This is a genomic window from Pontibacterium sp., assembly GCF_964228735.1.
In the GTDB taxonomy this organism is placed as follows: domain Bacteria; phylum Pseudomonadota; class Gammaproteobacteria; order Pseudomonadales; family Balneatricaceae; genus Pontibacterium.
Genome location: NZ_CAXRBQ010000059.1, coordinates 1 through 13,882 on the forward strand (window position 1 = coordinate 1; position 13,882 = coordinate 13,882).

Annotated in this window: 10 protein-coding genes; 4 read left to right on the forward strand and 6 right to left on the reverse strand. The window is 58.2% G+C overall.

Translation table 11 applies throughout. The features are described 5' to 3' along the window. Positions 1–182 precede the first annotated feature (182 nt). The 5 genes from ACEQ15_RS06285 to ACEQ15_RS06305 all read right to left on the reverse strand — a co-directional run bounded on the left by ACEQ15_RS06285 (position 183) and on the right by ACEQ15_RS06305 (position 5,968). Complete coding sequence (locus tag ACEQ15_RS06285; RefSeq protein ID WP_370278233.1) at positions 183–1,298, reverse strand: DUF1513 domain-containing protein; 1,116 nt, start codon at positions 1,296–1,298, stop codon at positions 183–185. Next, positions 1,285–2,361: an imelysin family protein gene (locus ACEQ15_RS06290; protein ID WP_370278234.1), complete on the reverse strand. Its 1,077-nt coding sequence runs from the start codon at positions 2,359–2,361 to the stop codon at positions 1,285–1,287. Before ACEQ15_RS06290 ends, ACEQ15_RS06285 begins: the two co-directional genes overlap by 14 nt. After that, entirely contained in the window at positions 2,361–3,827 is a 1,467-nt protein-coding gene (locus ACEQ15_RS06295) for a di-heme oxidoredictase family protein (RefSeq protein ID WP_370278236.1), read from the reverse strand. Before ACEQ15_RS06295 ends, ACEQ15_RS06290 begins: the two co-directional genes overlap by 1 nt. Positions 3,828–3,907: 80 nt before the next feature. Next, a complete protein-coding gene (locus ACEQ15_RS06300; protein WP_370278237.1) occupies positions 3,908–5,203 on the reverse strand; it encodes an imelysin family protein in 1,296 nt (431 codons plus the stop codon). A gap of 213 nt (positions 5,204–5,416) precedes the next feature. Then, positions 5,417–5,968: a gamma carbonic anhydrase family protein gene (locus tag ACEQ15_RS06305; RefSeq protein WP_370278238.1), complete on the reverse strand. Its 552-nt coding sequence runs from the start codon at positions 5,966–5,968 to the stop codon at positions 5,417–5,419. Positions 5,969–6,068: 100 nt separating this feature from the next. Here ACEQ15_RS06305 and prlC point away from each other — a divergent pair, with 100 nt between their 5' ends. The 3 genes from prlC to ACEQ15_RS06320 all read left to right on the forward strand — a co-directional run bounded on the left by prlC (position 6,069) and on the right by ACEQ15_RS06320 (position 11,568). Continuing rightward, on the forward strand, positions 6,069–8,114 hold the full coding sequence (prlC, locus tag ACEQ15_RS06310) for an oligopeptidase A (protein WP_370278239.1): 2,046 nt from the start codon (positions 6,069–6,071) through the stop codon (positions 8,112–8,114). Positions 8,115–8,116: 2 nt separating this feature from the next. Then, the gene (locus tag ACEQ15_RS06315) at positions 8,117–8,380 is read left to right on the forward strand and encodes a YheV family putative zinc ribbon protein (protein ID WP_370278240.1); all 264 of its coding nucleotides are present in this window, start codon (positions 8,117–8,119) and stop codon (positions 8,378–8,380) included. 434 nt (positions 8,381–8,814) lie between these two features. Beyond that, positions 8,815–11,568 (forward strand): cation-transporting P-type ATPase, encoded by a 2,754-nt coding sequence (locus ACEQ15_RS06320; RefSeq protein ID WP_370278241.1) that lies wholly within the window; start codon positions 8,815–8,817, stop codon positions 11,566–11,568. Between the two features lie 9 nt (positions 11,569–11,577). Here ACEQ15_RS06320 and ACEQ15_RS06325 read toward each other — a convergent pair whose 3' ends face one another. Next, entirely contained in the window at positions 11,578–12,696 is a 1,119-nt protein-coding gene (locus ACEQ15_RS06325; RefSeq protein WP_370278242.1) for a sorbosone dehydrogenase family protein, read from the reverse strand. A 120-nt stretch (positions 12,697–12,816) separates the two neighbouring features. On the opposite strand from ACEQ15_RS06325, the gene ACEQ15_RS06330 reads away from it, so the two are divergent. Then, on the forward strand, positions 12,817–13,692 hold the full coding sequence (locus ACEQ15_RS06330; RefSeq protein WP_370278243.1) for a DMT family transporter: 876 nt from the start codon (positions 12,817–12,819) through the stop codon (positions 13,690–13,692). Positions 13,693–13,882 lie beyond the last annotated feature (190 nt).

Genomic DNA, 13,882 nt, shown 5'->3' on the forward strand with positions numbered 1-13,882 from the left:
CGCAGAAGATGGTCCTGGGGCACCAGAGAGTCTAGCGTGACCATTTCCAATTCAAATTGCTGTGCGGCTTGTTCTTTTAACATCAGACCAATAAAACAAAGCTCCGGTAAAAATACCAGAGCTTTGTCAGCAGTCTGAAAGGGACCTAAGGGTCCCTTTTTAATGGCAGTTGCATGGCCGCCTTAAACCAGCGTCATATGGTTATCCCAGGCCACAGACAAATTGGCATCCAGTTTGATGCGCTGCCGATTCTGGCTGGCCATATCAAAACGATACAGACGTCCGCTACCGGTACTGATCAGGAACTCGCCGGGCAGCGTGGTTGCGGCGAGGCCACAGCCGTCGCGGGTTTTACACTGGCCCAGATACTGGCCATCTCGGCTGTCCCAGAAAGTCACCAGATCACCCCGTGGCGACGAGATCGCCGCGTAACGGCCGCTGGCATCAAAACGTGCGCTGCCGCAGTACTGCTTCATTGCACGGTTTACATTGTCCGGTGCACGTAACAGCTGCAGCGCTTGGCCACGCTGGTGCATCGCCACCAGCGGCACATCATCGTACTTGGCGCCCTGATACTGCAACGCGATCACCACCTTGCTGTCAGCATTCACATCCAGGTGGCGGATCGATAGCTGGTGCAGTTCTGCTGGGGGCTCGACCTGCTCCAACAGTTCACCGCTGTGCAGATCAATATAGGCAAGCGATGGGCGCATGCTGTCCAAATTGAGCTTGTCACGGCCCCTGTCCGGATGGGTCAGGATACCGCCGTTGGCAACCACCAGCGTTTTTGCATCCGCCATCAGAGCCAGTTCATGCGGCCCGACACCGTACGATGGGTGATCGGCGACTTTACTGAACTCCTGCTCGATATCACGCACGGTGATCCGTCCCTGCCCGTCGGCGACGTTGTTCTCGCAGCTGATCAGGTAACGTCCGTTTGCGGAGAAGATCGCATGACCGTAGAAGTGGCGCCCGGCATCTGGCTCGACCCGTTGGATTAGCGCTCCGCTGTTGTAATCCACCACGTCGATGTAGCGACCTGGACGGCGGGCCACAGCGGCCAGCCAGGGCTGTGTCGGGTGCAGATCTACGTGGTGTGCACGTTGCGGCAGGGGGTGATCCAGCAACACGGAGCCGTCCTGCGCCACCATCTGCAGATGGTGCAATCCATTCCGATCGGTGGCGGCGGAGGCAAACAGCGGGGCACGTCCAGCGCCGCCGGTTTGCGCCAGCAACGTTGGGCTGATCAGGACTCCGCCCAGTAGCAGGCTGAACTGGCGGCGATTAATCCCCGTCACGGCTGTTGAATCCCAGTTGGATATTCAGTTTCTGCATCGCCTCTTCCAACTGGCGGTGCAGGATTTTCATCTGGTCGCTCACCTGCTTGAGGGTGGCGTGATCGGCCGGATCTTTCACTGCCAGGTACAGCGTTTTATCGATGCTGCTCAGCTGGTTGTCCAGCTGCTGGAAGTGGGTATCGATCTGGTAGGCCAGCGCTGCCTCGCCTTCCGCGGTCAGCAATTCTTTCACGCTGGTGCTGCCATTGCCGCGGTACAGCTCGGCCAGTGCCGCCAGGTTGAGCTGGATATTGCGCAGTGAACGTTCGCTGCGCCAGGACTCGGCGCGGCGCGGTTTCGCCTTGTTGGCGCCTTTATGCAGCGGGCGCAGCAGTTTCAGGTCACGCACCACCTCCACCGGTTCCACTAGCGCTTTCATCAGCTCGGTGGCCGCTTCGGTGCTGTCTTCGTAGTAGTCTTCACCGTCCGGGGCAGCGTCGATACGGGGCAGCTGCTGGGATTCCCACTCCTCGGCAATCTCGCGGCTCATGGTGGCCACGTTGCTGGCGATCGCCGCGGTCAGCTGGCAGCCGTAGGGTGTCTGGTATTTGTCGCTGAACAGCAGGCGTTCCAGCGCGGGCAGACCTTTCACGGCGATGCTGGCGCCACGGAAGTACTCCGGTGTCAGGTTGGCGGCAGCTTCCTGGCTGAGCAGTTCATTCAGCTGTTTGCTGGTCAGGTTTTTTTTGTCCGGCCAGAACTGCATGCTGAAGTTACGCATCAGAAACTCTACCGGGCCAAACTGCACGTGCTGGATCCCCTGCCAGGCGTCCATGGTGTTGTGGAACGCAGTCTGTGCCGCTGCCAACTGCTCTGGCTGTTGACACAGCATGTCAGTGGCTGCGGCCAGTTCTGTACTGTTGCGCGCCAGGGTTTGGTAACGGGGCAGGATATGATCGCGGGTTAGTTGTACGTTGATCGCCTGCCACTGTGCGTTGCTGGGCGCTGCGTGGGCTACGCCGCCAGCAAGGAACAGGGTGGCCACCGGAATCAGGACCGGTAGCAGGCTGTAGCGTGAAAACATCAGAGTGACTCCAGGAATCGGATCAGGTTGTTTCGTTGTGCCGTTGGCAACTGCACCACCGCATCGCGCGCAGCCTGGGCTTCGCCACCGTGCCACAGAATCGCTTCCAGCAGGTTGCGGGCGCGGCCGTCGTGCAGGAAGTAGGTGTGACCACCGACGGTTTCCGTCAGGCCGATCCCCCACAGAGGGGGCGTACGCCATTCGCGGCCATTGGCAGCATACTCTGGGCGGCCATCCGCCAGGCCTTCGCCCATATCGTGCAGCAGCAGATCGCTGTACGGCCAGATCAGTTGTGGCGCCTTATTCTGTGGTTCGGACGGGTCGTCGACAACGACAAATTTTGCCCGGTGACAGCTCTCGCAGCCGCTGTCATAGAACACTTTTTTACCCGCCAGCACCTGCGGATCGTCCACGTTGCGTCGTGCTGGGACTGCCAGGTTACGGGTGTACAACAGCATCGCATCGGTCATCTGGCGGGAGGCTTCCAGATTGTCATGGCGGTCGGTGTTGCCGTGGGGCATCTGCAGGCAGCTTGCCTGCTGCTCGGTGCAGTCGCCGTGGGGATTCTGGAAGTCCGGGTTGGAGATGCCGATATCGCCGTTCAGGGCACTGTTGTTCTGCTGGTTGAGGGTGGCATGCCCCGCCTTCCAGCCGTAGCGACCGATATCCACCTGCTGGCTGTCGCCATTCCAGACGCGGTTGGCGCGACCGGAGATGCCGTCGCCGTTGCGGTCATCGCTGTCTTCGCGGGCCAGAATGGCTTTCGAATCGATTGCATCCAGCAGGCCCAGGCCGATCATCGGTGGCGCAACACGGGGCGAGATCATCAGCTCCGGGTGTAGCGGGCCGTAGGCCGGTTCGCTAATGCTGTAGCTTGGTTTGCGCAGAGAGACGGTTTTGCCATCGGCCAGGGTTACCGGAGTTTCCTGGTAGCTGATCGTCATGCGACCTTCGCCTGGCAGGCCGGGCACTGCGAAGTCCTGTAACTGACCGCCGTAGGTCGGTTCGGGAATCACGCCGACTTTACGTTCTGCCAGCAATCTTTTTTGTTCGGCATTTTGCGGCGGGATACTCAGGCGCAGAAACATGGAAACCGCATTGTCATCCGGCCAGTTTGCTTTTGGTGGGTGGCCACGGCCATTGCCGATATGGCACTGACGGCAGGCGCGGGCGTTGTACAGCGGGCCCAAACCATCGCTGGCGGTGGTCGCGGTGGGTGCGGTAACCCACAGTTTTTTGAAGATACCCTGCCCCACACGGAAATCCAGCTGCTGCTTAAAGGGCAGGTTGCTGGTGGGGTGCAAAAAGGCACGCTTGTCGATACGCTTGAGATAGGTTCCCCGGCCACCGGCGTAACGCTCGCCTGCTTCACTCTGGGTGAAATCGGGCGCGGCTGGCTGGGCGAGTACTGCTTCCGGGCTGCCGATCAGCAGCGCTAGCGCCAGTACCAAAATGCGACTTGGCATGCTCACTCGGGAAAATAGTGGGGTGAAGAGAAAAGGGGTAACCCAACGGTTACCCCCTTGTACGTTAAGAGCGTGGCCGATTATTCAGCCAGAACAGCGGTTGGGTTATCCAGGCTGTCGGAACCTTCCAGCTCGATGCCGTCCAGTTTCAGAACAGCGATCGCCTGTTCGATGGACTCGGTCTGGTCAGTCAGGGCATCTACTGCGTCCTGAACGATCTGGTTGCCTTCCGGGTTGTTGGCACCGATCAGCACGTCGAATGGGTTACCCGCTTCTGCGGTATCCGCCATCACTTTCATCGCTTTGTCGGTGTTGTCCAACTTGGCACGCAGCTCTTCATCCAGTGCCGGTGCTGCCGCGCTTACCAGCTGAGACAGGCTCGCACCTTTCACTACGCTGCCATCCACACGGGTGTACTGACCCAGGTATACGTTCTGGATACCTTTTGCGTCATAGTAGTGGGACCAGTGGGTGTTGTCGGAGAAGCAATCGTGCTCTTCTTCCGGATCGTGCAGCATCAAACCCAGCTTGGTACGCTCACCCGCCAGTTCGCCGTAAGACAGGCTGCCCATGCCGGTCAGGATGGTGGATAGACCGCCCTGTGGGCCTTTTGCCATCAGGTCTGCACGTGCAGCGCCGTTAGCTTCCCAGTTGCCAACCATCTCTTCCAGGTCATCAACCAGCAGATCGGTTGCAGCGGACAGGTAGTCGCGACGACGGTCACAGTTGCCGCCAGTACAGTTGTTCAGGTCGAAATCGGTGACTGGACGGTTGCCCGCGCCTGGGTTCGTACCATTCAGGTCCTGGCCCCACAGCAGGAATTCAATTGCGTGGTAACCGGTAGCCACGTTGGCTTCAACGTCGTCGATTTCGTGCAGGGTTTCAGCCAGCAGTTTCTTGTCGATGGTGCTCGCGTCAACCGTTACGCCACCCACCTGAACGGTTTTGTTAGCAACGATGTTGGCAGTGTAGAACGGGTTTTCATCAGACTCGCTACCGTAACCGGAATCAACGTAGTCGATCAGGCCTTCATCCAGTGGCCATGCGTTTACGCGGCCTTCCCAATCATCAACGATGGCGTTACCAAAACGGTACGCTTCGGACTGCTGGTAAGGCACACGTGCTGCTTTCCATGCGGCTTTGGCCGCGGCCAGGTTGGCTTCGGTAGGATTCGCCAGCAGAGTGTTAACAGATGCCTGCAGCGCTTGAGCCGTGGTCAGAGAGTCTTCATAGGTGGCCAGTGCGATATCCGCATAGTTGCCCAGTACGGCGTCTGCGGTTGGAGCTGCTGCTTGTTCTTTCTGCATCTGGTCTGCACAGCCGGTCAGCAGCGCTGAGCCGATTGCCAGACTGAGTACTGTAGCGCGAAATTTCATGGGTGATCTCGTCTCTGAGTTGTCTGTTTAAGTCATTTAATAAAGCGCATGTTAATGCAAATGAAAATGGTTCTCCATACCGATATTATTAAATTGCATAAATTAAGCACAAAAACCTGACGAATCTCAGGGTTGAGTGGCAGACATAGTGCGGGAAATAGGAGGGAAAATGGGTGTATCGTGGGAGGTCGGTGGATACACCCGGTATGGCAGTTACTCAGCGGAGGACGCGTAATCCTGTTGCAGGTGCTGGTCTTTCAGTTTGACGTAGTTGCCTGCCGTGTAGGTGAAGAACGCGCGTTCCTTGTCGGTCAGCGGGCGTTGCTGCTTGGCCGGGCGGCCCACGTACAGGTAGCCGCTCTCCAGGGTTTTGCCCGGCGGTACAAGGCTGCCAGCACCGATAATTACCTCATCTTCGACCACCGCGCCGTCCATCACCATGGCGCCCATGCCGATCAGCACGCGGCTGCCGATGGTACAGCCATGCAGCATCGCCTGGTGGCCGATTGTCACATCATCGCCAATAATCAGAGGAAAGCCGTCGGGATTAAACGGACCTGCATGGGTGATATGCAGTACGGAGCCGTCCTGAACGCTGGTGCGGGCCCCGATGCGGATGCGATGCATATCACCGCGGATTACCGTCAGTGGCCAGACGGAGCAGTCCTCGCCCAGTTCCACATCGCCCAGTACCACGGCACTTGGATCAACAAAGGTACGTGCGCCCAGTTTGGGCGTCATGCCCTGATAGGTTCGGATATGCATAGTGAGGGTCCCGTTGAAAACTCAGTGTTGAACCCCATTGTATACTTAATCTGCGTAGCTTCAGAGCGCTACCGTACCCAGTTCATGGAGACATAAGTCGATGACGAACCCCCTGTTACACGCCCATACCCTGCCCCCGTTTGATCAGATTACGCCGGACCACGTTGAACCGGCTGTGGATAAGTTGCTGGCCGAGGGCCGTGCGTTGGTTGAAAGGCTGGTGCAGGAGGTGGCCGAGCCGACCTGGGATAACCTGGTGGCACCGCTGGAACAGATGAACGATACCCTGGCCAAGGCCTGGTCACCGGTCTCCCACATGAACTCGGTGGTAAATAGTGACGAGTTGCGTGAAGCCTACAACGCCTGTCTGCCGAAACTGTCGCAGTTCTGGACCGAGCTGGGTCAGAACCAGGGACTGTATGAGTTGTACAACAAGTTTGCCGGTAGCGACGAATTTGCTGGCTTGAACACCGAGCAGAAAACTGCGATCGAGCACACCCTGCGTGACTTTAAACTGTCCGGTATCGCTTTAGGCGAAGCGGACCAACAGCGCTTCAGTGATCTGCAGCAGCGGCTGTCCGAGCTGACCACCAAGTTCTCCGAGAACGTGCTGGATGCCACCAACGCCTGGAGCAAGCTGATCACCGACGAAGCCGAGCTGGCTGGCTTGCCGGAGATGGCCATTGCCGCGGCGAAACAGGTGGCCGAGGCCAAGGGTGAAGAGGGTTGGATGCTGACCCTGGACTTCCCGTCCTACATTCCGGTGATGACCTACGCCGACAACCGCGAGCTGCGTGAAGAGGTGTACACCGCGTTTGCCACCCGCGCCTCCGACCAGGGCCCGGGTGCCGGTCAGTGGGACAACTCCGAGATCATGCAGGAGATTCTGACCCTGCGTCTGGAGAAAGCCAAACTGCTGGGTTTCAACAACTACGCGGAATACTCCCTAGCGACCAAGATGGCGGAAGATACCGACCAGGTGCTGGGCTTCCTGCACGACCTGGCAGCGAAGAGCCGCCCGGAAGCGGAACGTGAATTCCAGGAACTGTGTGACTTTGCCCGTGAAGAGCACGGCATGGAACAGCTGGAAGCCTGGGATGTGACCTACTACGGCGAAAAGCTGAAACACGCCCGCTACGAGATCTCTCAGGAGATGCTACGCCCATACTTCCCGCTGCCAAAAGTGCTGGATGGTATGTTTGCCGTCGCTCAGCGCCTGTTTGGTATCGAGATCTGCGAAGTGAAGGATTTCAACAGCTGGCACAAGGATGCACGCCACTTCGAACTGCGCCGTAACGAACAACTGATCGCCCGCTTCTACCTGGATCCGTTTGCCCGTGAGAAAAAACGTGGTGGTGCCTGGATGGACGACTGCCGTGTACGCCGTCGCCTGGACGATGGCAGCCTGCAGCTGCCGGTGGCGTACCTGGTGTGCAACTTTAACCCACCGGTGGGTGACGATCCGGCTCTGCTGACCCACAACGAAGTGACCACCCTGTTCCACGAATTTGGGCACGGTATCCACCATATGCTGACCCAAATCGAGACCGCTGACGTCAGTGGTATCAACGGCGTGGCCTGGGATGCGGTGGAGCTGCCGAGTCAGTTTATGGAGAACTGGTGCTGGGAACCGGATGCGCTGGCGCTGATCTCCGGTCACTACCAGAGCGGCGAGACCCTGCCGAAGGCACTACTCGACAAAATGCTGGCAGCGAAAAATTTCCAGTCCGGTATGATGATGGTGCGTCAGTTGGAGTTCTCGCTGTTTGATTTCCAGCTGCACTGCGAATTTGAGCCGGGTAAAACCGATATCCAGGCGGTGCTGAACCGGATTCGTGATGAAGTGGCGGTGGTGACTCCACCGGCGTTCAACCGATTCCAACACAGTTTCAGCCACATCTTTGCCGGAGGATATGCGGCCGGTTACTACAGCTATAAATGGGCTGAAGTGCTGTCGGCGGATGCCTTCTCCCGCTTCGAGGAGGAAGGGATCTTTAACGAGCAGACTGGTGCGGACTTCCTGCATGCCATTCTGGAGCAGGGCGGATCACGCGAAGCGATGGATCTGTTTGTGGAATTCCGCGGCCGTAAGCCTGAGGTGGATGCGCTGCTGCGTCATAGCGGCATTACCGTAACAGAGTCTTAAATATGAGTGTTGTAAAACGTTTTATTGCCGGGGCGACCTGTCCCCGCTGTGGCGAGATGGACACGCTGCGTATGTACCGGGACGGTGAAAAAGAGTTTCGCGAGTGCGTGGAGTGTGACTTTGAAGACGCCATGCGCCTTGACGGAGAGCCGGAGCCGGCTGAAGAGCTGGAGACCCGCGTAAACCGCACCGCTGAGCCGATCCCGGAAGATTCTCAGCCGCTGCTGTTTGTACCCAACCCGGGTGCCAAACGCCGCGACCACTGATTCCTTTCATTACGGTCTTAGGCCGTGCCGCCGTAGGTGCGCGATCCCGCATCTACGGCCCCTTCCCCGCATCCTATCCAGTCCTATTCTGCTATACGTAATCCGCTGCCGAATTAAAGCACCATCAGCAGACACAGCATCACGCCACCTGTCAGTGTAATCAGGGGGAAGCTGGGATCGAACTTGCTGGTTCTGGTATTCATCATCTGACTTCCTGTAAATGTACTGCGAAGTAATGAGAATTATTATCATTGATTTTTGGTGTGCTATCAATACGAATGATTCGCATTTATTTAAAATAAGTGAAAATGTGACCATCCGATGTCGGGTGGGTTAATCCTGTTCAAAATATGAGCGGGATCAGGGTTTGCACAGCAAAGTCGGACTAGGCTGGTTGGTATAAGGACCGGGCCAAACTCTGTCGGAGATGCATCATGGAATTACAGAAGGATGATCAGGCTACCCTGTGGCATACCCGTGAGCCGCAGGAAACCTTTGTTGCGCTGGAGACCTCAACGGATGGGCTGATCAAAGAGGAAGCGGCCACCCGCCAGCAGACGTACGGGCCCAACCGTATCCCCGAGCCACCCCGCCGCAGTGCACTGATGCGGCTGCTGGCCCAGTTTCATAACGTGCTGATCTACGTGCTGATCGTGGCAGGGATCGTCACTGCCCTCCTCGACCATATGGTAGACGCGGGTGTGATTGCCGCCGTTGTGGTGGTGAATGCGCTGGTGGGCTTTATCCAGGAAGGTAAAGCGGAAAAAGCGATCGATGCGGTACGCAAGATGCTTTCCCGACAGGCCACCGTGACCCGCGAAGGTCACCGTTTCCAGACCGACGCGGAAGAGCTGGTGCCGGGGGATGTGGTGTTTGTTCAGTCCGGCGACCGGGTGCCGGCTGATCTGCACCTCTTCTGGGTAAAGGATCTGCAGATCGAAGAAGCGGTGCTGACCGGTGAATCCGTGCCGGTGGATAAGGATACCCAACCGGTGGCGGCGGAAGCTGCGCTGGGCGACCGCCACAATATCGCCTTTTCCGGCACCCTGGTGACCTATGGCCAGGGGCTGGGTGTGGTGGTGGAAACCGGCGCCAACACCGAGATTGGCCGGATCAGCACCATGCTGGCCAAAGTGACGCAGCTCACCACCCCGCTTACCCGCCAGCTGGACCTGTTCGCCCGTTGGCTGACCGGTGTGATCCTGGCCATTGCTGCGCTGACCGTGGTGTTTGGTATCGCCGTGCATGGTTACTCCCTGGAAGAGATGTTTATGGCCTCTGTGGGCCTCGCTGTGGCGGCGATCCCGGAGGGCCTGCCGGCGGTGATCACCATTGCGCTGGCGATCGGCGTTCAGCGCATGGCCAACCGCCATGCAATCATCCGCCGTCTGCCTGCGGTGGAAACCCTGGGGTCCGTATCCGTTATCTGCTCCGATAAAACCGGTACCCTCACCCGCAACGAGATGACCGTCACCCACGTGGTGACCGCTGACCTGAACATCGATGTGACCGGGGTGGGTTACAACCCACACGGTGCCTTTATGATGGGTGATCAGGATATCGATCTGGCAGACTACTACCCGGTACTGCGCCAGCTCTGCCTGGCGAGCGTGTTGTGCAATGACTCCACCCTGACGGAAAAAGAGGGCGAATGGCTGATCAGCGGTGACCCGACCGAAGGGGCGCTCACCGTGCTGGGGGTGAAGGCGGGTTACGATGTGGCGGAGACTCGTCGGGAGATGCCCCGCGATGACTTGATCCCATTTGAGTCCCAGCACCGCTTTATGGCTACCCTGCACCACGACCACAATGGCCAGGGTATGGTGTACATCAAAGGGGCGATTGAAGCGATTTTGCCGCGCTGTCAGAAGCAACGCATGCGCGACCGGGATACTCTGGTGGATCGGGACTTCTGGCTGGCCCAGCAACGTACCATCGCCCGCCGCGGCCAGCGTACCCTGGCGATTGCCTGCCTGCCGGTGTCCAGCGGACAACGTACCCTGTGCTTTGATACAGTGGAGTCCGGTCTGATTCTGCTGGGGGTGGTGGGTATTATCGACCCGCCCCGGCAGGAAGCGATCGAGGCCGTGGCCCAGTGTCATGAGGCGGGCATCACGGTGAAGATGATCACCGGTGACCATGCCGAAACGGCGGCGGCCATCGCCAACCAGATGGGTATTACCACCAGCCACGACGCATTGACCGGTTCCGAGCTGGAGCAGTTAACCGACGATGAGCTGCAACACGCGGTACTGACCTACGACGTGTTTGCCCGCGCCAGCCCGGAGCACAAGTTGCGTATCGTCACCGCCCTGCAGGCGCAGGAAAAGGTGGTGGCGATGACCGGTGACGGCGTCAACGACGCCCCAGCCCTGAAACGTGCTGATGTGGGTGTGGCAATGGGGATCAAGGGCACCGAGGCGGCCAAGGAAGCTGCGGAGATGGTATTGGCGGATGACAACTTCGCTTCCATCGCTCATGCGGTTGAAGAGGGCCGTACGGTGTTCGACAACATCCGTAAATCGATCCTCTTTATCCTGCCAACCAACGGGGGTGAAGCCCTGACCGTATTGGCGGCGATTGCGCTGGGCACTATGTTGCCGGTGACCGCGGCGCAGATCCTCTGGGTGAATATGATCACCGCGGTGACCCTGGCGCTGTCCCTCACCTGTGAACCCGCCGAGAGCGGGGTGATGCGACGTATGCCAAGGGATACCCGGGCACCGATCCTGTCCCGATTTATGATCTGGCGGATCGTCTATGTATCCCTGCTGATGGTGGCGGGCACCTTTGGCCTGTTCCTCTGGGAGATGGACGCCGGCTCCAGTCTCGAATACTCCCGTACTGTGGCAGTGAACACGCTGGTGATGCTGGAGGTGGTGTACCTGATCAACAGCCGTTACCTGCATGAAACTGTGCTCAGCCGGGAGGGATTACTGGGTAACCGCTATGTGCTGATGGCGATCGGCCTGGTGATATTCTTCCAGCTGATCTTCACCTACACCCCTCTGATGCAGCTGTTCTTTAAAGTGGAGGCGATCGACGGCGGCTCCTGGCTGCGCATCATCATGGTGGCGCTGATTGTGTTCCTGCTGGTGGAGCTGGAGAAAAAGCTGATGCGGCCGTTCAGCAACTCACAACTACCGCAGGCACAGCCTTCAATGCAGTCCCACCACTCCCAGTCTTGATATGCGGTGTTATCGGGTGGCCTGTTTATAGGTCACCCGGTAGATTGCCCCGGCGTAATCATCCGAGATCAGCAGACTGCCGTCATGATCGGTGAGCACGTCCACCGGCCGTCCCCAGTGGCGTTGTCCGCGCAGCCAGCCGGTAATAAACGGTTTATGGCTGATCACCTCGCCATCGCGGGTCTCCACCCGGGTCACCCGATAACCCACTTTCAGGCTGCGATTCCAGGAACCGTGTTCGGCGATAAACAGGGTGTTCTCGGAGGCCTTGGGAAACTGCTGACCCTGGTAGAAGGTTACACCCAACGGGGCCACATGGGCGCCCAAGCCCAGCTTAGGTTTTTGGTAGGTACCGCTGGCGAGACGACCAAAGCGGGGATCGGCTACGCCATCAGCATGGACATAGGGGTAACCAAAGTGCAGGCCCGGTTGGGTTGTCCGGTTCAGCTCATCGTCGGGCAGGTCGTCGCCCATATGATCGCGGCCGTTGTCGGTGAACCAGAGCGATTTATCCACAGGGTGCCAGGTGAAACCAACACTGTTACGCACCCCTTCCGCCACGAACTGTTGCTCGCCGTTATCCACATTCAAGCGCAGGATGGAGGCAAAACGGCGATCTTGGGAGAGACAGATATTGCAGGGGGCGCCGATATTAAAGTAGAGCCAGCCGTCGGGGCCAAACTTCAGGTATTTCCAGCCGTGATGGCTTTCGTCCGGCAACCGGTCGGTGACCAACTGCGGTGCGGGTGGGTTTTCCAGGCGTTTAGCCAGATCAGGGTAGCGCCAGATCTTGTCCACTTCGGCAACGTACAGGTCATTGCCACGCACGGCCACGCCGGTAGGCAGATCCAGGCCCCGGGCGATCGGGTACTGCTGGTCGTAGTAACCGTCGCCGTTTTTGTCGCGCAGGGCGACCACCTTACCCGCGCGACGGGAGCCCACAAACAGTATCCCCTGCCCTTCCGGTGTATCCACCCGTGCCATCTGGCGGGCATTATTCACCGCTGCTACCTGGTCGATCTGGAAGCCTGCGGGCAGTTGCAGTTCATCCAGCGGAAGGTCCCGCGCCTGCAGATTGCTGGCAAGAAAAAGGAGAGTCAGGCCAGGAATCAGCCGTAAATTGTTCATCGCTTGCCCCATACTGTTGCCGAAAAAAGTCACCGTTAACCATAGCCTCTGGCACGACGGTGAGCCAGAATAGCAGCCCCGCAGAAGCCGGGATTTTTTAACCACACCTGAAACTGAAATATGCTGACTGATCTGAAAGATATTTTCCCGCTGGGCGTACGTTACATGCTGTTTTCGGCGTTGGGTTTTGCCCTGATGGCCGCCTGTGTCAAAGCGGTGAGCGCCTACGATATTCCGGTGCTGGAGATCGTTGCGGCCAGGGCGATTGTGTCGCTGGTGATCAGTTACCTGGATGTAAAACGCAAGCGGATTTCGGTGTGGGGGCACAACAAGGTGTTGTTGTTTGCGCGTGGTGCCGTTGGCGCTTTGGCGCTGATCTGCGTGTACTACTCGGTCACGACTCTTCCTCTGGCGGAAGCCACTATCCTGCAGTACACCAACCCGGTGTTTACCGCGTTGCTGGCATTGCTGTTCCTGTCGGAGAAAATCCAGCGCTCGACGGTTCTCTGTATCCTGCTGTCCATTGTTGGGCTGGTGGTGATGGTGAAACCGGACCTGTTCTCCGGTTACAGCGCCAACCTGCCCTGGCTGAGTGTGGCGGCGGCACTGGCCGGTGCCTTGGGCAGTGCAATTGCCTACGTGATTGTGCGTCAGCTCAGCAGCAGCGAAGACAGTTCGGTGATTATCTTCTATTTCCCGCTGATCGCCCTGCCGGTGTCGGTGCTGTTGCTGGGTGATGACTTTGTCATGCCAAACCTGGAAGCACTGGTGTTGCTGATTCTGGTGGGCATTTTCACCCAGGTGGGCCAGGTGGGGCTGACCAAGGCGATGCAGTACGAAAAAGCGGGTAAGGCGATGGCCTACTCCTACGTGCAGGTGATCTTCTCGCTGGTACTGGGCTGGGCGTTTTTCAGTGAAATCCCAACCCTGTGGACGCTGGTGGGTGGTGGCCTGATCATCGCTGGGGCACTGATCAATGTGTTGTGGAAGCGGTAATCGGTCCTCTACTCTCCGTATAAAAAAGAACCCGGCAGTTGCCGGGTTTCAGACTGCTGACAAAGCTCTGGTATTTTTACCGGAGCTTTGTTTTATTGGTCTGATGTTAAAAGAACAAGCCGCACAGCAATTTGAATTGGAAATGGTCACGCTAGACTCTCTGGTGCCCCAGGACCATCTTCTGCGTCAC